Source organism: Parageobacillus sp. KH3-4 (assembly GCF_022846435.1).
Taxonomy (GTDB): Bacteria; Bacillota; Bacilli; order Bacillales; family Anoxybacillaceae; genus Parageobacillus; species Parageobacillus thermoglucosidasius_A.
Genome location: NZ_AP025627.1, coordinates 1,143,113 through 1,168,617, shown reverse-complemented (window position 1 = coordinate 1,168,617; position 25,505 = coordinate 1,143,113). Strand labels below are relative to the sequence as shown.

The 25,505-nt window shown below is 45.5% G+C and carries 24 protein-coding genes and 1 pseudogene; 3 read left to right on the top strand and 22 right to left on the bottom strand.

The genetic code is table 11. The features are described from left to right. From MWM02_RS06035 to MWM02_RS06010, 6 genes are all read right to left on the bottom strand, one after another. A complete protein-coding gene (locus MWM02_RS06035) occupies positions 1 to 996 on the bottom strand; it encodes a thiamine pyrophosphate-dependent dehydrogenase E1 component subunit alpha (RefSeq protein WP_064549965.1) in 996 nt (331 codons plus the stop codon). A 23-nt stretch (positions 997 to 1,019) separates the two neighbouring features. Further along, entirely contained in the window at positions 1,020 to 2,441 is a 1,422-nt protein-coding gene (gene lpdA, locus MWM02_RS06030; RefSeq protein ID WP_244403157.1) for a dihydrolipoyl dehydrogenase, read from the bottom strand. A 17-nt stretch (positions 2,442 to 2,458) separates the two neighbouring features. Continuing rightward, a complete protein-coding gene (buk, locus tag MWM02_RS06025; RefSeq protein ID WP_064549963.1) occupies positions 2,459 to 3,568 on the bottom strand; it encodes a butyrate kinase in 1,110 nt (369 codons plus the stop codon). Positions 3,569 to 3,630: 62 nt separating this feature from the next. Beyond that, positions 3,631 to 4,734: a branched-chain amino acid dehydrogenase gene (gene bcd / locus MWM02_RS06020; protein ID WP_064549962.1), complete on the bottom strand. Its 1,104-nt coding sequence runs from the start codon at positions 4,732 to 4,734 to the stop codon at positions 3,631 to 3,633. 27 nt (positions 4,735 to 4,761) lie between these two features. Continuing rightward, positions 4,762 to 5,661 (bottom strand): phosphate butyryltransferase, encoded by a 900-nt coding sequence (gene yqiS, locus MWM02_RS06015; RefSeq protein ID WP_064549961.1) that lies wholly within the window; start codon positions 5,659 to 5,661, stop codon positions 4,762 to 4,764. Positions 5,662 to 5,791: 130 nt separating this feature from the next. Then, complete coding sequence (locus MWM02_RS06010; RefSeq protein ID WP_244403156.1) at positions 5,792 to 7,858, bottom strand: sigma 54-interacting transcriptional regulator; 2,067 nt, start codon at positions 7,856 to 7,858, stop codon at positions 5,792 to 5,794. Between the two features lie 139 nt (positions 7,859 to 7,997). Between MWM02_RS06010 and MWM02_RS06005 the strand changes: the two genes are divergently transcribed. Further along, on the top strand, positions 7,998 to 8,246 hold the full coding sequence (locus MWM02_RS06005; RefSeq protein WP_244403598.1) for a DUF2627 domain-containing protein: 249 nt from the start codon (positions 7,998 to 8,000) through the stop codon (positions 8,244 to 8,246). Positions 8,247 to 8,254: 8 nt separating this feature from the next. On the opposite strand, the gene MWM02_RS06000 is transcribed toward MWM02_RS06005, so the two are convergent. Next, positions 8,255 to 8,989, bottom strand: coding sequence for a glycerophosphodiester phosphodiesterase (locus MWM02_RS06000; protein WP_064549960.1), 735 nt, complete (start codon positions 8,987 to 8,989; stop codon positions 8,255 to 8,257). Positions 8,990 to 9,103: 114 nt separating this feature from the next. Between MWM02_RS06000 and MWM02_RS05995 the strand changes: the two genes are divergently transcribed. Together MWM02_RS05995 and MWM02_RS05990 are read left to right on the top strand one after the other, a co-directional pair. Further along, positions 9,104 to 9,250, top strand: a complete 147-nt coding sequence (locus MWM02_RS05995; RefSeq protein ID WP_064549959.1) for a YycC family protein — start codon at positions 9,104 to 9,106, stop codon at positions 9,248 to 9,250. Positions 9,251 to 9,356: 106 nt separating this feature from the next. Beyond that, positions 9,357 to 9,986: pseudogene (locus MWM02_RS05990) on the top strand (IS3 family transposase); the annotation flags it as partial. 890 nt (positions 9,987 to 10,876) lie between these two features. On the opposite strand, the gene MWM02_RS05985 reads toward MWM02_RS05990, so the two are convergent. The 15 genes from MWM02_RS05985 to accB all read right to left on the bottom strand — a co-directional run bounded on the left by MWM02_RS05985 (position 10,877) and on the right by accB (position 25,388). Then, positions 10,877 to 11,167: a site-specific integrase gene (locus tag MWM02_RS05985; RefSeq protein ID WP_244403597.1), complete on the bottom strand. Its 291-nt coding sequence runs from the start codon at positions 11,165 to 11,167 to the stop codon at positions 10,877 to 10,879. A 190-nt stretch (positions 11,168 to 11,357) separates the two neighbouring features. Continuing rightward, complete coding sequence (spo0A, locus tag MWM02_RS05980) at positions 11,358 to 12,137, bottom strand: sporulation transcription factor Spo0A (RefSeq protein WP_064549944.1); 780 nt, start codon at positions 12,135 to 12,137, stop codon at positions 11,358 to 11,360. 314 nt (positions 12,138 to 12,451) lie between these two features. Beyond that, complete coding sequence (gene spoIVB, locus MWM02_RS05975; protein ID WP_064549943.1) at positions 12,452 to 13,744, bottom strand: SpoIVB peptidase; 1,293 nt, start codon at positions 13,742 to 13,744, stop codon at positions 12,452 to 12,454. Positions 13,745 to 13,870: 126 nt separating this feature from the next. Continuing rightward, positions 13,871 to 15,592: a DNA repair protein RecN gene (recN, locus tag MWM02_RS05970; protein WP_244403155.1), complete on the bottom strand. Its 1,722-nt coding sequence runs from the start codon at positions 15,590 to 15,592 to the stop codon at positions 13,871 to 13,873. A 19-nt stretch (positions 15,593 to 15,611) separates the two neighbouring features. Further along, positions 15,612 to 16,061, bottom strand: coding sequence for a transcriptional regulator AhrC/ArgR (gene ahrC / locus MWM02_RS05965; protein ID WP_064549941.1), 450 nt, complete (start codon positions 16,059 to 16,061; stop codon positions 15,612 to 15,614). 54 nt (positions 16,062 to 16,115) lie between these two features. After that, positions 16,116 to 16,946 carry a TlyA family RNA methyltransferase gene (locus MWM02_RS05960; protein ID WP_064549940.1) on the bottom strand — a complete coding sequence of 277 codons (831 nt, stop codon included), beginning with the start codon at positions 16,944 to 16,946 and terminating at the stop codon, positions 16,116 to 16,118. A 3-nt stretch (positions 16,947 to 16,949) separates the two neighbouring features. Then, positions 16,950 to 18,842: a 1-deoxy-D-xylulose-5-phosphate synthase gene (gene dxs / locus MWM02_RS05955; RefSeq protein ID WP_244403154.1), complete on the bottom strand. Its 1,893-nt coding sequence runs from the start codon at positions 18,840 to 18,842 to the stop codon at positions 16,950 to 16,952. 219 nt (positions 18,843 to 19,061) lie between these two features. Continuing rightward, entirely contained in the window at positions 19,062 to 19,955 is an 894-nt protein-coding gene (locus MWM02_RS05950; protein WP_064549938.1) for a polyprenyl synthetase family protein, read from the bottom strand. Positions 19,956 to 19,958: 3 nt separating this feature from the next. Further along, complete coding sequence (locus tag MWM02_RS05945; RefSeq protein WP_064549937.1) at positions 19,959 to 20,192, bottom strand: exodeoxyribonuclease VII small subunit; 234 nt, start codon at positions 20,190 to 20,192, stop codon at positions 19,959 to 19,961. Further along, positions 20,185 to 21,546 carry an exodeoxyribonuclease VII large subunit gene (gene xseA, locus MWM02_RS05940; RefSeq protein WP_198401527.1) on the bottom strand — a complete coding sequence of 454 codons (1,362 nt, stop codon included), beginning with the start codon at positions 21,544 to 21,546 and terminating at the stop codon, positions 20,185 to 20,187. Before xseA ends, MWM02_RS05945 begins: the two co-directional genes overlap by 8 nt. A 9-nt stretch (positions 21,547 to 21,555) precedes the next feature. Then, positions 21,556 to 22,422 (bottom strand): bifunctional methylenetetrahydrofolate dehydrogenase/methenyltetrahydrofolate cyclohydrolase FolD, encoded by an 867-nt coding sequence (folD, locus tag MWM02_RS05935; protein ID WP_064549936.1) that lies wholly within the window; start codon positions 22,420 to 22,422, stop codon positions 21,556 to 21,558. Positions 22,423 to 22,440: 18 nt separating this feature from the next. Beyond that, positions 22,441 to 22,839 carry a transcription antitermination factor NusB gene (nusB, locus tag MWM02_RS05930; RefSeq protein ID WP_064549935.1) on the bottom strand — a complete coding sequence of 133 codons (399 nt, stop codon included), beginning with the start codon at positions 22,837 to 22,839 and terminating at the stop codon, positions 22,441 to 22,443. A 254-nt stretch (positions 22,840 to 23,093) separates the two neighbouring features. After that, complete coding sequence (locus tag MWM02_RS05925) at positions 23,094 to 23,492, bottom strand: Asp23/Gls24 family envelope stress response protein (protein WP_064549934.1); 399 nt, start codon at positions 23,490 to 23,492, stop codon at positions 23,094 to 23,096. 18 nt (positions 23,493 to 23,510) lie between these two features. Further along, positions 23,511 to 24,863 carry an acetyl-CoA carboxylase biotin carboxylase subunit gene (gene accC / locus MWM02_RS05920; protein WP_064549933.1) on the bottom strand — a complete coding sequence of 451 codons (1,353 nt, stop codon included), beginning with the start codon at positions 24,861 to 24,863 and terminating at the stop codon, positions 23,511 to 23,513. A gap of 15 nt (positions 24,864 to 24,878) precedes the next feature. Continuing rightward, positions 24,879 to 25,388, bottom strand: coding sequence for an acetyl-CoA carboxylase biotin carboxyl carrier protein (accB, locus tag MWM02_RS05915; RefSeq protein WP_064549932.1), 510 nt, complete (start codon positions 25,386 to 25,388; stop codon positions 24,879 to 24,881). Positions 25,389 to 25,505: the final 117 nt, after the last annotated feature.

Sequence of the window (25,505 nt, the reverse complement as noted above, 5' to 3'; positions counted from 1 at the left end):
TCACTTCTCCGCGTATACGTACTTTAAGGCTTGTTCCGGTTCCGCGTACGGCGCCTTTTCGGCGTAGTCGGTCGCTTCATCCACCTGTTTCATAACGCGATCGCGAATTTCTTTTTCTAGTTCGTCTGTCAACACGCCGACTTCTTTTAAATATTTCGCAAACGAAATAATCGGATCTTTGGCTCGCGCCTCAGCAAGCTCTTCTTCGGAACGGTATGCGCGTTGGTCGTCGTCGGAAGAATGCGAAGTTAAACGGTAGGAAACTGTTTCAATCAATGTCGGCCCTTCGCCGCGGCGGGCACGGTCAGCCGCCTCTTTAACGACTTTGTATACTTCAAGCGGATCGTTTCCGTCCACCGTATAGCCCGGCATGCCGTAACCGATGGCGCGGTCCGATACTTTTTCGCACGCCAATTGTTTAGAAATTGGCACGGAAATCGCGTATTTGTTATTTTCGCACATAAAAATAACAGGAAGCTTATGAACGCCGGCAAAGTTTGCTCCTTCGTGGAAGTCTCCTTGGTTCGATGACCCTTCGCCGAACGTGACAAACGCGATAAAATCTTTCTTTTCCATTTTCGCCGCCAGCGCGATGCCGACCGCATGCGGCACTTGCGTCGTTACTGGAGATGAGCCGGTGACGATGCGGTTTTTCTTTTTCCCGAAGTGACCTGGCATTTGCCGTCCGCCGGAGTTTGGATCTTCCGCTTTCGCAAACGCGGACAGCATTAGCTCCTTCGGCGTCATGCCAAATGTTAAAACAACGCCCATATCGCGGTAGTAAGGCAACACGTAATCTTTCGTGCGGTCGAGGGCAAACGCCGCGCCGACTTGCGCCGCTTCTTGACCTTGGCAAGAGATAACGAACGGAATTTTTCCGGCGCGGTTTAATAACCACATGCGTTCATCGATTTTCCGAGCCAACAACATCGTTTCATACATTTGCAATACCGCTTCATCGCTTAAGCCTAGCGCTTGGTGACGATTTTCCGCCATCGCAACAACCTCCCTTTATTCGCTTAAAAATGAATCGCGTTTCCATCAACAGCAAGCGCCGCTTCCGCCATCGCCTCTGACAACGTCGGATGCGGATGGATCGCATGCGCAACCTCCCACGGCGTCGCATCCAATACGCGGGCAAGTCCTGCCTCGGAAATCATATCGGTAACATGAGGGCCGACCATATGAACGCCGAGCAAGTCATTCGTTTTTTGATCGGCGACGATTTTTACGAACCCTTCCGCTTCGCCAAACACGAGCGCCTTGCCGATCGCTTTAAACGGAAATTTTCCGACTTTTACTTCATACCCTTTCGCTTTCGCTTCTTCTTCCGTCAAGCCGACACTGGCAACTTCCGGACGGCTGTAGACGCATTTTGCAATCATTGTGTAGTCGATCGGAAACGGATTTTGGCCGGCAATATGCTCGACAGCAACAATTCCTTCATGGGATGCTACGTGCGCCAGCTGCAAACCGCCGATCACATCGCCAATCGCATAAATATGCGGCTCTTTCGTTTGGTAAAATTCGTTTGTTTGAATAACCCCATTTTCTATAACAATATCTGTATTTTCCAGGCCGATTCCTTCAATGTTTGCTTGGCGCCCGACGGAAACGAGTATTTTTTCCGCTGTAAACGTTTTTTGCTCGCCTTTATGTTCTGCTCTAATCGTGACCCTGCTCCCTTTTTCCAATGTTTCTGGAAGCACTTTCGCTTCTGTCACAATCGCAATGCCGCGGCGTTTTAGCAGTTTTTCTAATTCCTTTGATACGTCAAGGTCTTCGGCTGGCAAAATGCGGTCCGCATATTCCAATACCGTCACATCGACACCAAAATCATTCAGCATGGATGCCCATTCAATGCCGATGGCACCGCCGCCGACGATGATCATGGAAGAAGGAAGTGTTTCCATTTGCAACGCTTCATCCGAGGTGATGACAAACTCTCCGTCAATTTCCAACCCTGGCAACGTCCGCGGGCGCGAACCTGTGGCGATGATGACGTTTTTCGGTACAAGCATTTCATTTTCTGTCCCGTCGTTCATTTCTACGGAAATCGTTCCCGGCATCGGCGAAAAAATCGACGGGCCTAAAATGCGCCCGAAACCTGCGTATACATCAATCTTTCCTTTTTTCATCAAATGCTGAACACCTTTATGCAGCTGTTCAACAATGGCAAACTTGCGCGCTTGCACCTTCGCAAAATCGAGGCGCACGTCGCCCGCAATGACACCGAACGCCTCGCTATTTTTTGTTTGTGCATATACCTCGGCACTGCGCAACAATGCCTTGCTTGGAATGCAGCCGGCATGAAGGCAAGTTCCGCCTAATTTGCCTTTTTCGACAACCGCCGTTTTCAACCCTAATTGCGAGGCGCGAATCGCAGCGACGTAGCCGCCCGTACCACCGCCCAATATGACGAGGTCATACTCTTTTGCCATAACGTTTCTCCTTTCCATTACAAAACGGTCGCTGTCGCGAATTTTCCGTTCGGATATACTTTCTCTTTTTCCTCTCCGCGCAAAACACGCAGCGCTCCTTCGGCAAGTGCTTGCAGCTCATTTTCGCCGGGGTGAACGATCACATCGGCAATCCAGTCAACTCGATCAATAATTTCCTTCACAAATTGCTTCCCGTATGCAAGCCCGCCTGTCAAAATGATCGCATCGACGTTTCCTGCCAATACGGCGCTTGCCGCGCCAATTTCTTTTGCCACTTGATATGCCATTGCGCTATAGACAAGCTTTGCCTTTTCATCTCCCGCTTCGATCATTTTTTCGACTTTTACCGCATCATTCGTGCCAAGATAACCAACGAGCCCGCCTTTTCCGACGAGCATGTTCATTACTTCATCGCGATAATACTCTCCTGAGAAGCATAATGAAACGAGATCTCCCGCGGGCACTGTGCCGGCTCGCTCCGGGCTAAACGGACCTTCCCCGTCCAACCCGTTATTCACATCCACCACTCTCCCTTTTTTATGGGCACCGACGGTAATTCCGCCTCCCATATGAGCAACGATCAAATTTAATTCTTCATATCGTCTCCCAAGCTGCTTGGCGACACGGCGCGCCACCGCTTTTTGGTTTAACGCGTGGAAAATGCTTTTTCGCTCAATGAGCGCAAATCCGGAAATGCGGGCAATTGGTTCGAGTTCATCGACAACGACAGGATCAACAATAAACGCGGGAATATTTAAATCAGAAGCAATTTCATAGGCTAAAATGCCGCCAAGATTGGAAGCGTGCTGTCCGGAATAGCCTTTTTGCAAATCCTCGAGCATCTGCTTATTGACGCGGTACGTTCCTCCTTCAATCGGGCGCAACAAGCCGCCGCGACCGCAGACAGCACTTAATTTGGAAAGGTTGATCTCTTCTTCGTCCAACGCGTCTAAAATCATCTGTTTGCGAAATGCATATTGATCGGTAACCGATGGATATTGCTGCAACGTTTCTAAGTCATGGCGGATCGTTTTTTCCAAAATGGGGCGCTCATTTTCAAACACACCGATTTTTGTCGAGGTCGATCCAGGATTGATTGTTAAAATGCGAAACTTCCGCGCTTGCAACGATTGTTACCTCCATTCTGGCTGCGGAAGCGGAAAAGAGTTCCGCTTCCAACAGATTTCCATTAACAACCGCGACGGCGGCTTAAAATGTGGTGGCCGTTTTGCAAAAATTGGCTGCGGGACTTGCGCATCGTTTCAATCCGCTCTTCCGCGAGACGGTCCGCCGCTTTGTATGTTGGGATACCGTCACGTTTGGCAATCGTAAATACTTTCTCAATATTATCATAAATTTGTTCAATTTTTTTCATCGCACGCTCGCGATTATAACCGTACAATTCATCCGCGACGTTAATGACGCCGCCCGCGTTAATCACGTAATCTGGCGCGTAAACAATCCCCATTTCATGAATGATGTCGCCATGTCTTGGTTCTTTGAGCTGGTTGTTCGCTGAACCAGCAATGACCTTCGCTTTTAATTGCGGAATCGTTTCATCGTTAATAATGCCGCCGAGCGCGCAAGGCGCAAAAATATCGCAATCGACGCCGTAAATATCGTTCGGGTCCACCGCTTTTGCGCCAAACTCGTCGACCGCCCGCTGCACCGCTTCTTTGTTGATGTCGGTAACGATCAGTTTTGCCCCTTCTTCATGAAGATGACGGCATAAGTGGTACGCGACGCTTCCGACTCCTTGCACGGCAACGACTTTTCCTTCGAGTGAATCGCTGCCAAATGCTTCTTTCACCGCCGCTTTCATACCGCGGTAAACGCCATAGGCGGTCGCCGGAGATGGATTTCCGGATGAACCGAATTCAGGAGAAATTCCCGTGACATAATCGGTTTCTTGATAAATAATATCCATGTCTTCCACCGTCGTGCCGACATCTTCTGCCGTAATATAGCGGCCGTTTAACCCTTGAATAAAGCGGCCAAACGCCCGGAACATCGCTTCATTTTTGTCTTTGCGCGGGTCGCCGATAATGACGGCTTTTCCCCCGCCAAGATTCAGTCCTGCTGCAGCGTTTTTGTAAGTCATGCCGCGCGCTAAACGAAGCGCGTCTTCAATTGCCGCTTCTTCCGATTCATACATCCACATGCGCGTGCCGCCTAACGCCGGTCCGAGTGTCGTATCGTGAATTGCGATAATCGCTTTTAGCCCTGACTCTTTATCCTGGCAAAATAGCAATTGTTCATAATCGTATTGTTCCATATATTTAAAAAGTTTCATGGTGACTTCCTCCTCAACAATAGTCTTTTATTTCGATGCGGAGCAAACAGCAAGGGCCAATGAGTAAAGCTTGCTTTCTGCGGAATCAGCGCGCGACGTAAGGACAATCGGCGCTTTTGCTCCAGCAATGATTGCGCCGACTTTCGCGTTCGCAAAATAAATGAGCGATTTATACAGCATGTTTCCCGCTTCAATGTCAGGAACGAGCAAAATATCTGCTTTCCCTGCGACTTCGCTGTCAATGCGCTTATGCTCGGCTGCCTTGAGCGAAACAGCGTTATCAAGCGCAAGCGGACCGTCAATAACACACCCTTTTATTTGCCCGCGCTTTTGCATCATCGTCAATGCCGCAGCATCCATTGTTGCTGGCATGGATGGGTTCACTACTTCCACCGCCGCAAGCGGTGCCACTTTTGGCGTTTCAATGCCAATCGCATGGGCCACCGCAACCGCATTCGAAATAATTTGCGCTTTTTGCTCTAAATCAGGTGAAATATTCATCGCGGCATCTGTTACAATGATGAACCGATCATAGCCGGGGATTTCAAATACCGCAACATGGGAAAGCACTTTCCCCATGCGCAAACCATATTCTTTGTTTAACACCGCTTTTAAAAACGTGGCGGTCGGGACGTTCCCTTTCATAAGCACGTTCGCCTTATTTAAATGAACGGCTCTGACGGCAAGTTCAGCCGCTTGTACGGCAGAATCGACATGAACGATTTGTATGCTGTCCGAATTTACATAATTTTTTCGCTTTAACAGTTGCAAAATTTGTTCTTGATTCCCATACAGCACAAATTTTCCGAAATGGCGATCAAGCGCCATCGCCACCGCATCGATGACTTCTTCATCCTCCGCTGCCGCGACAGCTACTGTCATATCGGGGAATTTTGTTGTATGATCGATCAACGATTGCAGCTTCATCTAATGCACCAACCTCTTCATGGAATTTATGGAGGTACTTCATTAAAATGCAAAAAACATGCCAACAAAAAAACAATGAAAACGCTTTATTTACCATTCTCATCATGCAATAATTTGCATAGCACGCAAATTATTGCGTGCTTTTTTTGGCAATTCCGTATTTCTCCAACTTGTAATATAAATTGCGAATCGAAATACCGAGCGCACGCGCTGCTGCAGTTTTATTGTCGTTATATTTCCGCAGCGCTTGTTCGATGATTTTCGCTTCGTATTGCTCCATCATCTCGCGAAGAGAGCGGATTTCCAAGCCCTTCTCATGTTTATGAAAAGATGGGGCTTCTCTCGAAATATCAAGCGGTGGAATATGATGAACATCGATCACCACTTCATTAAACTTCATAAAAATCATCGCTCTCCCTAATACATTTTCTAATTCACGAACATTTCCGGGCCAATCGTAAGACAATAAATAATCGAGCGCAGCCGCCGTCACCCCTTCGACATTGCGTCCGTAATCTTGGTTAAGCTTTTGAATTAAATGCTGGCATAGCGCGGGGATATCTTCTTTTCTCGTCCGCAACGGAGGAATATAAATTGGCATACGGTTTAACCGGTAGTATAAGTCTTCCCGAAACGTTCCTTCCGCAATGGCTTTCTCTAAATTGACATTTGTTGCCGCAATGACGCGAACATTAATCGGAATCGGTTTTGTACCGCCGACGCGAACGATTTCTCCTTCTTGCAGCACACGAAGCAACTTTGCCTGCGTATTAGCGGAAAGTTCGCCAATTTCATCGAGGAAAATACTTCCATTATTCGCTTCTTCAAATAACCCTCGCTTTCCTCCCCTTTTCGCTCCGGAAAACGCTCCTTCTTCGTAGCCAAACAATTCGCTCTCTAATAATGTTTCAGAAATGGCCGCGCAATTCACGCGAATAAATTTGTTATATTTTCGATCACTCGCATTATGAATCGCATGGGCGAATAATTCTTTCCCCGTGCCAGATTCGCCGCGAAGCAAAATAGTGGCCGGCGTTTTTGCCGCCAATTTCGCCTGCTCGATCGCTACCGTTATCTCCTCCGACGTCCCAATAATATCGGCAAATGAATATTTTGCTTCCAGCGTGCGGATAATTTGTCTTGCCCGATTCAATTCGTTTGTGAGCCGTTGAATTTCTGAAACATCGTGAATCACGCCAACGCTTCCTTTTAATACGCCGTCAACAATGATTGGCGCCGCATTCACCACCACATCACGGTTTTTCGGACCAACTTTCATGCGCACGCCACGAATGGGCCGGCGCGTCTTTAGCACTTGCATATGCACGCTTTCCCCTTCAGCGATGTCAGCAGTTGCTGGCTTGCCGATGACTTCTTCTTCCGACAGACCAGTAATGCGCGTATAAGCGGGATTGATGAAAATGCCGTTGCCATGCTCATCGACGACCGAAATCGCTTCTTCCGAAGAATGGATAATCGCCTCAAGCATGATGCGCATTTCTTTTAAATCCGTGATTTCTTCCGCTAGCTTTACTAGTTCTGTAACATCTTTAAAGACAGCTAGCGCGCCGATCAGTTTTCCCGTTTCATCCATCATCGGAATCCGTGTTGTAATAATTTTTTTGCCATTTTCTAATTTTAATTCTTGATGAAATTCGGTTTGTTTCGTTTTTAACACTCGCGGCAATCCGCTCTCCGGAATAACTTCCAAAATATGTTTTCCAATGACTTCCTCTTTATCCACTTCAATCATTTCCGCAGCGCTATTATTCATATCCGTAATGTACGCAAATTCGTCGACGACAATCATTCCGTCATGTGCAGAATTAAAAATTAAACCGCGCCGCGCTGTTTCGCTTTTCAATTTCGCAATCAGCGTTTCTTTGTCTTTGACAAGCTCGGCCATCATCTGCGCGACGGTTCCCGGAACGACGATCGTATTTGCAGCGCGTCGTTCACGAATCTCCTCTAACACTTCCTGCTTTCCCGTCGCTTCAATAATAAGGTCCAATTCTTCGCTTATGAAAGCACGCCAGTCCGTTCCGGTTGGAATGCTTCTTTCTTTCGCCACTTTTATTCCGGGAGCCTTTGCATCAATATCTGCCACGGCAATAATTTGAAACATGGCCGTTTGATCCAACAGCTTTAATAGCGCCGTGCCCCCATTTCCAGCGCCGACAATCAACACCTTTTTCATCTTATTCACCGCTCTTTTCATTGCGCAAGTTTTTGCAGACATTTTTATCATAATTGTTTTTTCTTTGCTTGACAAATGGTGCCAAACCGTTATGATGGTTCATGAAGCGACTTTTTTTTGCGAAAGGAATTCGATCATGATGCTGCGGATCATCGCTCTTCTCCTTTTAGTCATTCCAGGCTTGTTAGCCGCATTAGGCATCAAATGGATGCGTGACACATTATTCGGCATTTTGCATTCCCCATTTCCGTCCCCGTCACTGCAATTTTTAGGTGGCTTTCTTTTGTTTGCGGCTGGCTTGGCATTTATCGGGGGATTTATTTTGCATCGTGACCGGAAACGAAACAAAGTTCAGCCGCGGTTTCAGAAAAAGAAAAAAGCGCCCTAATATTACGTTCAGGGCGTTTTTTTGTTTTGGCGCACCTCTTTCGCCTTAAGCGGATAATCCGTAAAAATGGCATCCACTCCATATTGGAACATTTTTTTCATCAACGACTCTTTATTAATCGTAAATGGACGCACCGCAACCCGGTGATTGCGGGCTTGACGAACAAATGGTTCTGACACTGTCCGATGATAAGGATGGAGACCGTCTGCCCCGATCACTCGAACGTATTTCCATGGATCGTATAAAGGCTCCATATATAATATGGCCGTCTCTATATTTGGCGCAAGATGGCGGCAAAACGCCATGCTATTATGGTTAAAAGACGATAAAACAGTGCGTTCTTCCAATTGATAGTGCTTAATCATATCGATGACTTTTTGCTCTAATGTTTCGTACACAACAAAACCATTTTTTAGTTCAACATTCAACAGCAACGATGTCGGGCGAATCCATGCCAGCACTTCCTCGAGCAGAGGGATGCGGCAACCATCATATTGATCCGCAAATTTATACGCGGCGTTAAATTGTTGTAATTCGCGATACGTAAAATCTTTTACCCAGCCAGTTCCATCTGTCGTTCGGTCGATCGTTTCATCATGAATGACAACAATTTGCCCGTCTTTGCTTAGCTGCACATCCAACTCAATCCCGTCCGCCCCGACTCGCTCCGCTTCCAAAAAGGCGATCATCGTATTTTCCGGATGTGTGCCGGCGGAACCGCGGTGCGCGAAAATTTTCGTCATGCGTTTTGTTTAACTCCCTTCTGTCGACCTCATGCAAAAGCGATCATAAAAATATATGCGGGAAAACAAAAAAATTGCTATACTGTTTTTATCAGCAAGCGAGGTGATAATAAGATGAGACCGCTGCAAATTTCTTTCGAAACGGCGCAAAAATTAGCGAAAGCACTAGGAATGCCGATCGAACAAATTATGCATATGCCTCAGCATATTTTAGTGCAAAAATTGCTCGAATTAGAAAAAAAGCAAAATGAACAACAATAAAGAAAAAATTGTATAAAAAATCAGTCGATGGTATTATCCCCTACAAGTAGACAGCGAAAAAAGAGGACATTGGATATGATGTTCTTAAAAGTCTGCTTGGGAGGGGATTTTTGATGGCAAAAAAGAACAAACGTTTAACACCCATTCCGAAGAGCTGAAACGGGAAGTCGTTCGTTTGAAATTGGAAAGAGGGCTGGCCTGATCGGCAGCTCCGCAAACATTTTGGAATCAAGAGCGCTGCCCAGATTGCCCAAATGGATCAAGAAAGTTCAGCGCGGCGAGTCATTGAAAGATCAACGGAGAGTGCGGAATCGCAAACATTTTTCCAGTTTGGCAGAGGAAAACGCGTATTGGAAAGCACAGGTGGAATACCTAAAAGGCGCCACCAAATCTATACGGGAAGGAGTTGTCTTAAAATCGGAAAAGTTTCTCATTATCGATGAGCTGCGGAAAAAGCACCCACTTGCATGGTTGTTCCAAAGTTTCTAAAGCACGGCACGGTACTACAATGGCGCAAAAGCCGATCCAAAAAAGCATTCCGTCTGGAAGAAGAGCTTTTATTAAAAGAACATTTACTTGCCATTTACTTGCCATTTATAAGAATGCTCCATACTTCGGATATAAACGGATAACAAGGGCATTATCCAGAGAAGGAACCATGGTAAACGATCAACTTGTACAGCGTCTTATGGGAGAATGGGGAATTCAATCGGTGATTCACAAAAAACGGCCTTTCTCCGATTGAGTATCGAGACAAGACCGCAACTTAATATCCTCTTTTTTCAATGTCTACTTGACAGGGGCATATGCAGTTAGACCTCGCTTTGCTAATCGATGTCACCCATCGACTTGATATTTTCGATCACTTCGGTGTCATTTGAACTATTTTCGCCCTTTTCCTTGAGTTCCTCTATGTATTTATCTACGTCTTTCTGTCCATTATCCATAAAATCAAACCTCCTTTTATTAATAATTTTTTCGAGTTATCTTCGAAAAATGCACGTGCTCTTGAAAAATTTTCGAAAACACGAAAGCGACCCGTTAACGCAACGAGCCGCTTTTTATTTTTATTCTTCTAAGTATTGAAAGTTATGCTACGCCGTTTCCGCCTTCCCGTTGGTCTGTTTTTGGATCATCAGGCTTTCGTTATGACCATTTGTGCAGAACGATGTTTGATTGTTTCGTCCGCTTGACTGCCTTTGCTTCGCCTTTAATTGCTCCTTCGCCTTGTTACAGGTTCAGCACGATACAAAGCCGCTGACCTTTCGTTAAACCATCGCGGTTAAGTGTACTTTGATATCGTCGCGTATTTCTTTTCACAAACGCGCTGTTTGGCGCCATTATCACGTTTATACCCGCTAAACACTTCCGTACAATGTCGCGACATTGTTTCGACGCTGTTAATTCTGGAAACAATATCGTTGAAGCGGTTTGCTTGGCGGATTTATATTGTATTTTTCGGGCTTATTGCCGTCGCGATTGTTTCTTTATTTTCGAACTATATGTTTGGAAAAAGCCGATGTAACAACAAAATGTTTCGAAGGGACGCGCTTTATGCATGCCGTGCAAGGCTGCGGTTTAACGTTTTCGATATTTTCGCATGGATCTTCTTTTATTTCCCGTTCTCTAGACAAGAAATTGAAAAACACTTTTAGAAATGGTTGTATCGCTGATCGGTTTGTTGTCATCTGTACGATGGGTCGGATAATTTACGTTTGTCTTATTTAGGTTAGAAACCACCGTATATTTCCCGCGCTCACGTAAATATTTGATATACGCCCGAATGTGAAAAGGCTTTACTTTCTTGATCTGCTTAATTTTGTGTTGTTCCTCGAGATATAAAAAGAATAGGCGTAAAGTTTGTTCGTAACTCGCTTTCGTTTTCCGCGACAGATTTTTAGCGTCACAATACAGCATGAAATTATCTAACTGAATATCAAAGTCGGACAAAATAAAAACACCTCCTACTTACCGTTGTTTTCCCCGGTAAATAAGAGGCGTTTCTCGTTCGTATGCGTACGTATGAATATTTATCGGCTTCGTTTCGATATTTATCGGTAACTAACGTTTGTTGCCCGAAGCCTTCAAACCGTTGATATTAGCGGCTTTAAGACGCCTTATGCTCTAATCTTAGCTTATCGGCTACCATCGCAATGAATTCGCTGTTTGTCGGTTTGGCTTTGGACATGCTTACGGTGTAGCCGAATAAGGAAGAAATGGATTCGAGATTGCCGCGGCTCCAAGCGACTTCAATCGCATGGCGGATCGCCCGCTCGACGCGGCTGGCGGTCGTATTATATTTTTTCGCAATGTCTGGGTAAAGCACTTTCGTAATTGCCCCGAGCAATTCAATATCGTTATATACCATGGCGATCGCTTCACGTAAATATAAATATCCTTTAATATGGGCCGGAACGCCGATTTCATGAATGATGCTCGTGATGCTTGCATCCAAATTTTTCGGCCTGTTATCCCGCGTTTGGTAGGCAGACGCTGCTTTTTTCACCATTGGTGCTGTTTTTCCATGCACTTGACGGATATGATACACTAAATTTTCCATGTCAAACGGTTTTAAAATAAAATAAGAGGCGCCAAGTTCCACTGCTTTCTTTGTCACATCTTCTTGGCCAAACGCTGTCAACATGATCACATTCGGTTGTTTTTCCCGCTTCGCACGAATTTTTTCCAATACGGCCAATCCATCTAAATGAGGCATAATAATGTCTAACAATAACACATCCGGTTGTTTTTCCTCGAGCATATATAAGCAATCTTGACCATTATAAGCAGTCCCGATCACTTCCATATCGTTTTGGCTGGAAATATATTCTTCGAGCAAATTCACTAACTCACGATTATCGTCCGCAATACATACTTTAATTTTCAAGAAAATCTTCCTCCTTACTCCCAAAATTCTATTGCTATGTAGATGAAAATTCTATTGTGACAAATTCGACAACATGATGAAAAATCCTTTCACTTTTTTAAAAAATATTAAAAAAACAAATAATTTTTGGAATTATATCAAAAAACGACCTAATTTGACAATTTTTTATGGAATATAAATATAATTTTATCGAAAAATCTTTACATATTCATTTTATATGATGTTTCATCAAATATCTATGCAAAAAAAGCTGAATTTATGATGTTTTCCACGAAATTTTTTGTAAATAAAATTTCAAAAGACGAGCCGCATTATCAGCTCGCCTTTTTGTTCGATTTTCCGTATATATCAATTCCTGCTTCGTGTAACATCCATTCGATATGAACGCCATAGCCAGATGTCGGATCATTGACAAATACATGAGTAACTGCGCCGACTAATTTCCCGTTTTGAATAATCGGGCTTCCGCTCATTCCTTGAACGATTCCGCCCGTCTTTTTTAATAAACGGGGATCAGTGACACGAATAACAAGACCTTTTGTGGCTGGAAATTTTTGAGGAATGGTGCTTACAATTTCAATATCAAATGGCTCGACTTTGTCGTTTTCCACAACAGTCAACATTTTTGCCGGCCCTTCCTTAACTTGGCTCGATAACGCAATCGGAATCGGTTTTGTAAAAATTCCGTTGTCGATCGGTTTGGAGAGCGTACCAAAAATGCCAAACGGACTGTTATCGGTAATGTTTCCGATAACTTCCTTATCGCTTGAAAATCGCGCTAATTTCTCGCCAGGATTGCCACTGCTTCCTTTTTCAATGGATGTAACGGTTGATTTCATAATTTGACCGTTTTGCACAACAATTGGTTTTTTCGTATCCATATCGGAAATGACGTGCCCTAATGCTCCGTATTTTTTAGAAACAGGGTCGTAAAACGTCAGCGTGCCAATGCCGGCAGCAGAATCACGGATGTACAATCCGATGCGGTAAGCGTGATCGTGTTTATCCTTTAACGGAACTAATTTCGTCGTAAAGGAGTGCTGGTCACGAAGAACTTGAAGATGAAGCGGTTTTCCTCTTTTTCCTGCCTCTTCAATAAAAGGAGAAAGATCATCCATGTTTTCGATTTTTTTCCCGTTAATGCCGGTAATTATATCTCCCACTTTAATCCCGGCAATTTCACCCGGCGATTTTTTTCCGTTTTCTGTTTCGATCAGATGGTAGCCAACGACAAGAACTCCTACCGTATTTAACTTAACGCCAATCGATTGCCCTCCGGGGACGACCTTTAAACTTGGCAGCACTTTCACATCCACTTGTTTTACCGGCATTCCGGCAACTTCCAATACCATTTGCTTTTCTCCACGCTGCTTTGCTTTTACGGAAAACGAATGAGCATGTTTGTGAATTTCTAGCGATTTGGAAGCATCTTTCACCGTCGTTTGGACTGGGAGCGCCGTAGAAGAAAATCGCATCGCTTCTCCTTCAAACATCATGATTTGTTTTGGAATTTGCAAATACTCTTTAATCGGTTTTGACATACTAATAAACGTCAGCGAAACAAGGAGAAAAACTCCTATTATTTTCCGGATTGCCTCTGTATTCAATCGTTTTCACTCTCCTCGCTCCCACCTACACCCTTCGAAAAAGCGGCTACAGTTTTAATTTTGCCTTAAACCGTGGAAATATAATCGCTTTTCCCATAAAAAAAGCTACCCATAATGGATAGCGTTTCATCCTTTGATTTTCGCTGCTAGCTCAAGCAGCTCTTTTGCATGTTGCTTCGTTAGTTCTGTAATTTCCACCCCGGAAATCATCCGGCCGATTTCTTTTACTTTTTCTTCGTCCGATAATGCTTTTACTAATGTCCTTGTCCGATTTCCGTCCGTTTCCTTCGCAATAAATAAATGCGTATCCGCCATCGCCGCTACTTGCGGCAAATGGGAAATACAAAGCACTTGCGAACCAATCGAGACGCGGTAAATTTTTTCGGCGATCGCCTGCGCAACCCGGCCGCTGACGCCTGTATCGACTTCATCAAAAATGATGGATGTAACGCCTTGATGTTTCGAAAATATGCTTTTTAACGCGAGCATGATGCGTGACAATTCGCCGCCGGAAGCAATTTTCGCCAGCGGTTTTAGCGGTTCGCCCACGTTGGTGGAAATGTAAAATTCCACATCATCGACGCCATCTTCATGAAATCTCACTGGTACGCCGTCAAGCAGCGGCGCATCGAGCGCTCCTTCTCTTTTCGTGAATACGATATCAAATTGCGTTTTTTCCATGTATAGATCTTTTAATTCTTGATGAATACGGTCAATTAACATTTTCGCGTATTTTTGGCGAACGTTCGTCACATTTTTTGCTTCAATTAACAAATCTTCTGTCACCGACTTCAATTCTTTTTGCAGTTCATGGATATGGGTTTCGCGATGTTGAAGTTCATCGATTTCCTCGGCAATTTTTTCGGCATATTGCAAAATATCTTCTATGGTCGATCCGTATTTCCGTTTTAATTGGTTAATTTCGCTAAGGCGGCTTTCAATAAAATCGAGGCGGGCCGGGTCATACTCTAATTGTTCAAGTTCATCGCTCAATTTATACGTAATATCCTCCAATAAATAATAACTATTCGCAATCGTTTCGTACGCTTCTTTCAATGACGGGTTGATAGAGGTGACATCTTCTAAATGGCTCATTGCCAGGCCAATCCAATCAAGTCCACGTTGTTCGCCGGATAACGCCTCATAACTATGTTTCAGCGCCTCATAAATTTTTTGGAAGTTCATAATTTTTACTTTTTCTTCCATTAATTGTTCATCTTCGTTTGCCTGCAAATTCGCTTTTTGAATTTCATCGAGCTGAAATGTTAATAAATCAAGGCGATGAGCCATTTGCTGCTCATTTTCATTCAGCTTTTCCAACTTTTTCCGCAATTGTTCATATTTCTCATAAACGGCGCGGTATTCTTCAAGCGCGGCCGCAATTTCCGCTCCTCCGTATTCATCGAGCAACGGAAGATGCCGTGACGGATCCATTAATTCTTGGTGTTCATGTTGGCCGTGGATATCGACAAGCGTAGAACCGATATCGCGCAATATAGCCGTTGTCACTAATTTTCCATTGACGCGGCACACGCTTTTCCCGTTCGCAAAAATTTCGCGGCGCAAAACAACCATGCCTTCGCTAATATCGATACCTACTTCCGCACATTTGCCGTAACATGGATGGTTCTCATTATCCAATAAAAAAAGCCCTTCTATTTCCGCCTTCTCTTCCCCGTAGCGGACAAACTCCGCCGAACCGCGCCCTCCAATTAGCAGCTGGATGGCGTCAATAATAATCGACTTTCCCGCTCCCGTTTCCCCGGTTAGCACCGTCAGCCCTTTGTCAAACGAAACCGACAATGATTCGATAATCGCAAAATTTTTTATGGATAATTCCGCTAGCAAGTGGAATCACCCCCAATTTTTAAAGCATTCCTAACAATTGCCCGGAAACCTTTTCGGCATCTTCGGCTGTGCGGCAAATAATAAGGCAAGTGTCATCTCCGCAAATCGTTCCAACGATTTCGTTCCAGTCTAAATTATCAAGCAAAACGCCAATGGCGTGCGCGTTGCCTGGCAACGTTTTTAAAACGAGCAAATTGCCCGCTCCATCAAGTTTGACAAACGCATCCATTAAAGCGCGTTTTAATTTTTGCGTAGGGTTAAAGCGCTGATCGGAAGGAAGGCTATATTTATAGCGGCCATTGGCCATCGGCACTTTGACGAGCTGCAGTTCTTTAATGTCTCTTGAAACGGTTGCTTGCGTTACATTAAATCCCGCTTTTTTCAGCATATCGACAAGTTCGTCTTGCGTCTCAATTTCGTGGTTCATAATAATTTCGCGAATTTTAATATGCCTTTGTCCTTTATTCAAATTCGACACCTCGCACAAGTAATTTCACGGGAAAAACGGGAATAACCATCATCGTTATTCCCGGCTTTTCAACTGCAAATGGGCTTCTTTCACTACCTCGCTGACCGATTTTGGCAAGCGGTTTTCCCCTGTTTCTTTTCCGCCTTCAAAGCGGAGGTGAAGCAAAAATTCGATATTTCCATCGCCGCCGGTAATCGGGGAATGCGATAAGTTCATAGCATCAAACCCTTCGCTAAGCGCAAAGTTGATGATGGACGTCAACACCTCTTCATGCACGTTCGGGTCGCGAACGATGCCTTTTTTGCCGACTTTTTCTCTGCCCGCTTCGAATTGCGGCTTGACAAGGGCGACCACATCGCTTCCGGGAACAATCACCTTCTTCAATACAGGCAATATTAGTTTTAATGAAATAAAGGAGACATCGATCGTTGCAAATTGTGGAAGCCCTTTCGTAAAATAATCGGGCGTGACATAGCGGAAATTCGTCCGCTCCATCACAACGACGCGATCGTCCTGGCGCAGCTTCCACGCCAGCTGATTATAGCCGACGTCAAGCGCGTACGATAGCTTCGCGCCATGCTGCAGCGCGCAATCGGTAAATCCTCCCGTAGATGCCCCGATATCCAAAACGATTTTATCTTGGACGCTTACATCGAATGTCTGCAGCGCTTTTTCGAGCTTCAAGCCGCCGCGGCTTACATACGGAAGCACGTCCCCTTTTATCGTTAACGGGATATCTACGGGAACTTTTTCGCCAGGCTTGTCTAGTCGGACTTCGTTTGTATACACAAGCCCGGCCATAATCGCCCGTTTTGCTTTCTCACGCGTCTCCATTAAACCTCGTTGAACAAGTAATACATCCAGACGTTCTTTTTTCCCTTTCATCTTTCATGCCCTTTTTTGTTTTCTTGGTATCATCGTTTTCACGCGGTCGATAATATGCGCTGTCGTTAAGCCGATTTCATTCAGCAGCTCTTTGACGCTGCCGTGTTCAATGAAACGGTCGGGGATGCCCATTCGGTTAATTACCGTTTGATGGTAGCCATGGTCATGGGCAAACTCCAAAACGGCGCTGCCAAATCCGCCTTGCAATACCGCTTCTTCAATCGTTAAAATAGGGATATTGCTTTCTAACAAATCATGCAACATTGCCTCATCCATCGGTTTGATAAAACGCGCGTTCACCACTTTCACGGAAATATTCTCTTTGGCAAGCTTTTCTGCCGCCTCTAGCGCCACGGAAATCATAGTGCCAAACGTTAAAATCGCTAAATCGCGGCCTTCGCGCAATACTTCCCACGTTCCTATCGGAATTTTCTTCAATTCTTCATCGAGCTTTACGCCAAGTCCGTTGCCGCGCGGAAAACGAAGCGCGATCGGCCCGTCATCGTATTGAATCGCCGTATACACCATATGCTGCCCTTCGTTTTCATCCTTTGGCATCATGATGACAAGGTTTGGAATGTGGCGTAAAAAGGCGATATCAAACACACCTTGGTGCGTTTCGCCGTCCGCGCCGACTAACCCGGCCCGGTCAATCGCGAAAAAAACATTTAAATTTTGCCGGCAAACATCATGGACGACTTGGTCATACGCCCGCTGCAAAAATGTCGAATAAATCGCCAGAAACGGCTTCATCCCTTGCGAAGCAAGCCCCGCGGCAAGCGTTGTCGCGTGCTGCTCAGCAATCCCGACATCAAACATTCGCTCAGGAAATTCGCTCGCAAATCCTTCCAGTTTCGAGCCGACTGGCATCGCCGGCGTAATCGCGACAATCCGCTTATCTGTGCGCGCCAACTTCCGCACTGTTTCGCTGACAAGTTCGCTCCATGACGGCGCAGCATCCACCGGCTTTAGAAAATCGCCGGTTTCGATTTTATATGGACCGGTGCCATGCCATACTCCGACTTTATCATTTTCCGCCGGACTATACCCTTTTCCTTTTTTCGTAATAACGTGAAGAAGCACAGGGCCTTTTATTTTTTTGGCGTAATGCAAATTCTCAAACAAATCGTCAAAATTGTGACCATCGACAGGCCCGAGATACGTAAATCCCAATTCCTCAAAAAAAACGCCGGAAACGAGCAAATATTTTAGACTATCTTTAATGCGCTCTGCCATTGCCGCCAACTTGCCGCCGACAGCAGGAATTCTTTTTAATAACAGCTCCAACTCGTCCTTCACCCATTGATATTTGCCGGCTGTCCGCAGCCGCCCTAACACATTATGCAAAGCGCCGACGTTCGGAGCAATCGACATTTCATTATCGTTTAAAACAACGATAATATCCTTTTTCTCATGACCGATATGATTTAACGCCTCAAGCGCCATACCGCCTGTCAACGCTCCGTCACCAATAATCGGAACGATATATTCATCCGTTCCCTTTAAGTCGCGGGCGATCGCCATCCCCATTGCCGCAGACAACGACGTGGAACTATGGCCGGTTTCCCACACGTCATGTTCGCTTTCATTTTTCTTTGGAAAGCCCGACAAACCTTTATATTGCCGCAATGTATCAAATTCGGATGCACGCCCTGTCAAAATTTTATGGACGTACGATTGATGGCCGACATCCCAAATCAGCTTATCTTTCGGGCTGTCAAACACTTTATGAAGCGCGATCGTCAGCTCGACAACGCCTAAATTCGGACCGATATGCCCGCCGGTTTTCGACAGCTTCTCAATTAAAAACTTTCGGATATCAGCACTTAGCTCAATCAGTTGTTTCGTTGACATGCTTTTTAAAAAGCGCGGGTTTTTAATTTTGGTAACATCCAAACGAGATCACTCGCTTTCGTTTTAATCGTTCGCTTTTATCGCAGTTGATATAATAATACAGAAGTTAGTTATTATTATACATGATTAAACATAAAAAATCGATTTCCGTTCCAAAAGAGAAAAAGAGCCGCTAACACAGTTGTGATAACGGCATACATGGAAAAACTCTCTATTATTTTAATATAACATATTGACAACAAATCAGCAATGGATGATTCCTTAATGATCACGCGTCGCGACCAAATCACAAATATAACTTAGTACGCTGTCGTCGACTTCTGCTTTTTGCAAATAACGTTTTGCTTCTGCGATATGGAATGATAGCTTTTCTTTTGCCCCGGAAATCGTTAAAAGCGATGGATATGTCACTTTTTTGTTTTCAATGTCGCTGCCAACCCGTTTGCCAATTTTTTCTTCTGATCCCTCAATATCAAGAATATCATCGCGAATTTGAAAAGCGAGACCGAGATGGGAGGCAAACATATCGAGATGGCGCAGCTGTTCGTCTTTCGCGCCTGCAAGGAGCGCGCCAGCCAATACGCTGTATTGCAGCATTTTCCCTGTTTTATGGCGATGAATATATTCCAGCTGTTCAAGCGAAAGCTGCTTCCCTTCTCCTTCGATATCGGCAACTTGTCCCGCCACCATTCCTTCCGGTCCCGCCGCTTTCGCCAGTTCTTCGATTAGCCGAATTTTTGTCATTGGAGAAATGCGGGCATCATTGGCTTCAGCGATCACTTGAAACGCGTAAGTGAGCAATCCATCGCCCGCCAAAATGGCCATCGCTTCCCCAAACACTTTATGATTCGTCGGCTTGCCGCGCCGCAAATCATCGTTATCCATGCTCGGCAAATCATCGTGAATCAGCGAATATGTATGAATCATCTCAATGGCGCACGCCACCGGAAGTCCAATATCCGGCTTTTTTCCGAACGAATGCAACGTCGCAAACAACAGAAGCGGACGGATGCGCTTTCCCCCTGCCTCCAGCGAATAAGCCATCGCCCGTTTAATCGTTTCAGGAGCAGCCATTCTTGTAATATAACGCGGCAAAACATTTTCCAAACGCTGCTTTTGCTCTTGTAAAAACCGTTCTACTTCCGCCCGATTCAAAAGCTATTCCTCCTCCTGAAGCGTGAAAGGAGCGAGTTGCCCGTCCTCTCGTAAAATGTATTCCATTTGCTTTTCTACGTTTTGCAATTTATCATGACAAAACTTTGACAGCTTCATTCCTTCCTGAAAAAAGGAAATCGCCTGCTCAAGCGGCACGTTTCCTTCTTCTAATTTTTCCACAATTTCTTCTAACTTTGCCATCGCTTCTTCAAAAGTAAGTTCTTTTTCCTCACTCATGTAACTGCTTCTCCTCCATTCCCCATACGTGACAATCAATTTGCCCATCTTGCAAGCGTACTTGAATCGTATCACCTAGTTGAAGCTGGCGAATGCTTTTTACCAGTTCTTTTTTTTCATTATAAACTAAGCTATAGCCGCGCTCCATAATTTTGAGCGGGCTAAGCGCGTGTAAATGTGAAACGAGAGACGTAAAGCGAAGCTGTTGATGATGAACAAGGGAGCGCATTTCTTTTTCCAGCGATTTGAGAAGAGATTCGTGTTTTTCTTTCATTCTTGATAGCTGCTCAGCTGGATGATGCCGCAACAACTTCAGGCGCAACTGTTCGAGCCGTTCGCGTTTTTTATCGAAAAGCCGCTCTGTATGGCGTTGCAGCCGTTCTAATAAAGAATCCAATTGCTGTTCTTTTTGCTCGTATAGTTTTTCTGGATAGCGAAACGCATATGATTTTTGCAAACGCAAAAGCCGCTCTGATTCTGCCGCCACTTTTTCTTTCATCGCGCGCATCAGCCGCAATTTCCGTTGCGAAATTCGCTCCATCAACTCCGTCACATGCGGCACCGCCAGCTCCGCGGCACCAGTTGGCGTCGGGGCGCGCAAATCAGCGACAAAATCAGCGATCGTAAAATCCGTCTCGTGCCCAACCGCGGAAATAATCGGCACTTTGGAAGCAAAAATCGCACGGGCGACCACTTCTTCATTAAACGCCCATAGCTCTTCAATCGAGCCGCCCCCGCGTCCGACAATAAGCACATCAATATAGCCAAGCTCGTTCGCTTTTTCAATCGAACGAACGATCGATCCGGCAGCTTCCTCCCCTTGAACAAGCGTCGGGAACAAAATCACCGTCGCGATCGGATAACGGCGGCGAATTGTCGTCACAATATCGCGAATCGCCGCGCCAGTTGGCGAAGTAACGACGCCAATATAGCGAGGAAACGCAGGAATCGGCTTTTTATGTTCGGGAGAAAACAGCCCTTCCGCCTCGAGCCGTTTTTTTAGTTGCTCGTACGCTAAATATAAATTGCCGATTCCTTCTGGCTGCATTTCTTTCACGTAAATTTGATAGTTGCCGCTCGGCTCGTAAACGGAAATTTCGCCACGAACGAGCACTTTCATGCCATCTTCCGGACGAAACGACAAATGTTGGTTGTATCCAGCGAACATGACTGCCTGAATGCGGGCTTGCTCATCTTTTAACGTAAAGTACATATGGCCGCGCGAATGATATTTAAAGTTGGAAATTTCCCCCTTGATCCATAAGTCGCGCAAATGTGGATCCACTTCAAATTTGCGTTTAATATATTTTGTCAGCGCTCCAACAGTCACATATTTTACTTCTGCCACAAGCATAACCCTCGCTTATTCGTGAACTTTCCGATGCGCATGTTTCTTTGCCGCTTCGATCGTATTATGAAGCAACATCGTGATCGTCATCGGTCCGACCCCTTTTGGAACCGGCGTAATGTAGCTTGCCACTTCCTTTACTTCCTCAAAATTGACGTCGCCGCATAACTTGCCGTTTTCTAGACGGTTGACGCCGACATCAATGACGACGGCCCCTTGCTTCACATGTTCCGCCCCAATAAGGCGCGCTTTCCCGACAGCAACGATTAAAATATCGGCTTGGCGCGTAATGGAAGCTAAATCGTTTGTTCGTGAATGGCAATATGTAACGGTCGCATGCTCGCGCAAAAATAATTGTCCGACCGGCTTGCCGACGATGTTGCTGCGGCCGACGACAACTACGTGTTTTCCGGCGATATCTACCCCGATGGACTTTACCATCACTAAAATGCCGTATGGCGTACAAGGGAGAAACGCATCTTGCCCGACCATCATTCTTCCTACGTTAATAGGATGAAACCCGTCGACATCTTTCTCAGGCGAGATCGTTTCAATCACTTTCAATTCGTTAATATGTTTTGGAAGCGGAAGCTGCACTAAAATGCCATGCACAGCCGGATCTTCGTTCAACTCTTTTATTTTCCCCAATAAAAATTCTTCCGTAATCGTAGCCGGAAATGTCAACAATGTAGAGCGAATTCCGACTTCTGCGCACGCTTTTTGTTTTCCTCTCACATAAGAATGAGAAGCAGGATCATCGCCGACAAGAATGACGGCAAGCCCCGGTTCGATTCCTTCCCGTTTCAGCCGTTCCACCTCTTTTGCCAATTGCGAACGCTTTTCTTTTGCCAACTCTGCACCGCTAATGATTTGTGCTGTCATCGTTCCCATTTCCCCTCTCTATTCTTGAATATGTAACGCATCTTTCACTTTCGAAAGCACGCCGTTGACAAAACGGCCTGATTTCGTATCGCCAAATTTTTTTGCTAATTCGACCGCCTCATCTAAACTCACTTTGACAGGAATATCGTCAAGGTATTTCATTTCATATGTCGCCATTCGCAAAATCGCGCGGTCAACGTTGGCGACACGCTCCAACGTCCATTTTTCCAAATTGGCACGCAGCAATTCATCGATTTCTTCTTGATGATCCGTAACGCCAAAGACAAGCTGCCGCAAAAACGAATCGACCTCTTCACCGCCCGCTACGTTTTGCAGCGCCTCCTCAGGAGGAATGCGGCCGACATCAATTTGAAATAGCGCCTGCAGCGCCTTTTCCCGCGCTTCATGCCTCTTCATCATTTTCGCCTCCTTCCTTAAACACGAACATTTATATGATGATCATACCACATTTTTCGGATAAACGATACTGCCGTTGGCACAAATCATTGCGGTTTATTCTCCGCCTGCCCCTGCGCCAAAACCGAAGCTTTCCTTTGCCCCCTGCATCTCCCTTGCAATAAAAAAAGGCTCGTTCATTACAATAACAAACTTTCCGCAAAAATACAAAGGGGCACCACGCTAAGCGAATGCGCCCCTTCACCTTTATTTGTTCATTGTCCCGCTTCTTGCTCTTGCTTTCCTGCGTCAAACTGAATGCCGACAATATGGACGTTCACTTCGCTCGTTTCTAGCCCCGTCATGTTAAAGAGAGCTTGGCGAACGTTTTCTTGGACTTTTTTCGCCACGTTCGGAATCGAAACGCCGAATTGAACGAGACAATAAATATCGATCGCAACTCCTTCTTCTCTTAAATCGACTTTTACACCTTTTCCATGATTTTTCTTTCCAAAGCGTTCGACAACGCCGGCAGCAAAGTTCCCGCGCATTTGCGCAATTCCTTCCACTTCGCTTGCGGCGATGCCGGCGATAACTTCAATGACCTCTGGCGCGATTTCCACTTTTCCTAATCCGCCTTGTTCCTGCTCCATCTCAAAAATATGTTCTGACATCGTACACAACACCTCCCGTTATGACTTCATAATATCATATAACTCAAGAAATTTCGTATTAAACTCGCCTTTTACGAATTTTTCGTGCTCAAATAATTTTATGTGGAACGGAATCGTTGTATGAATGCCGTCAATGATAAACTCGCTTAACGCTCGCTTCATGCGGGCGATCGCCTCTTCACGGGTAGGAGCGTGTACGATCAATTTCGCAATCATTGAATCGTAATAAGGCGGAATCGTATAACCCGGATATGCCGCGGAGTCAACCCGGACGCCTAAACCGCCGGGAGGCAAATACATGTTGATTTTCCCCGGTGATGGCATAAAGTTTTTCTCCGGATTCTCCGCGTTGATCCGGCATTCAATCGCCCATCCGTTGAACGTTACTTCGTCTTGGGTAAGCGACAGCTTTTCCCCCGAAGCGATGCGAATTTGTTCTTTAATCAAATCGATCCCTGTAATTAATTCCGTAACAGGGTGCTCTACTTGAATGCGCGTGTTCATTTCCATAAAATAAAATTTTTTCGCATGATAATCAAAAATAAATTCCACTGTTCCAGCGCCGGTATAATTGACGGCGCGCGCCGCTTGCACCGCCGCTTGCCCCATTTTTTGGCGCGTTTCCTCATCGAGTGCCGGCGATGGCGCTTCCTCGACAAGCTTTTGCAGGCGGCGCTGGATCGAGCAATCGCGCTCGCCTAGGTGAATGACGTTTCCATAAGAATCCGCAAGCACTTGGATTTCCACATGGCGGAAATCTTCAATATATTTTTCAATGTATACCCCCGGGTTGCCAAACGCGGTGGCCGCTTCTTGCTGTGTAATGTTAATTCCTTTCACGAGCTCTTGTTCATTTCTCGCAACACGGATTCCTTTTCCGCCTCCGCCTGCCGTCGCTTTAATGATAACTGGATAACCGATTTCGTCCGCCAACGCAATCGCTTCGTCCACACTCTCGATAATTCCTTGCGAACCAGGGACGATTGGCACGCCAGCTTCCCGCATCGTCTCACGGGCAACATCTTTAATCCCCATCTTCGTAATCGCTTCCGGGCTCGGGCCGATAAACGTGATGTTGCATTCGCGGCATAGCTCGGCAAACGCGGCATTTTCCGCTAAAAACCCGTACCCTGGATGGATGGCGTCACACCCCGTCAATGTGGCCACACTCATAATATTGGTAAAGTTTAAATAACTTTCTTTTGATGCTGTTGGACCAATGCAATACGCTTCGTCTGCGAGCTGTACATGGAGCGCGTCGCGATCCGCTTCTGAAAAAACGGCAACCGTTTCGATTCCAAGCTCTTTGCAAGCACGAATAATTCGAACGGCGATTTCCCCGCGGTTGGCAATTAACACTTTTTTAATCATCGCTCGTTCTCTCCCTTATTCCGGTTTCACAAGAAATAGAGGTTGTCCGTACTCAACAAGCTGACCATTTTCGACAAGCACTTCAACGATTTCTCCGTTTACTTCGGCTTCAATTTCGTTAAACAACTTCATCGCTTCGATAATGCAAACGACCGTATCTGTTTTCACTTTATCGCCCACTTTTACATACGGAGGCGCGTCTGGAGATGGAGCTGCGTAAAATGTACCGACCATCGGCGAAGTGATTTTATGTAAATTTTCTGTATTTTTCACTTCTTGCTTCGGCAATTCTTGCGGTTTTGCTTCCGTCGGTGGAGCAACCGGTTGCGTTGGCGCTTGCGGTTTTACTTCCTCCGTTGCCGGTTTTACCGTGTGTTCGACCGCAGGCGTAACCGCCGCCTGAACTGGTGCTACGGCCGTCGGTTTTTTCATATGTACTTTTGTTCCATCATGCTCATAAATAAATTCTTCGATGCTTGACTGATCAATTAAACGAATAAGTTCGCGAATTTCCTGGATTTTCATATTCCCCACACCTTTCTTTCCAGTTCAGATTATAAAAGAGGTTATCCACTATTTTTAAAAGGTAGTTATAAAATCTACTCATAACGATTATACACATAATGATTATACAATAAAACG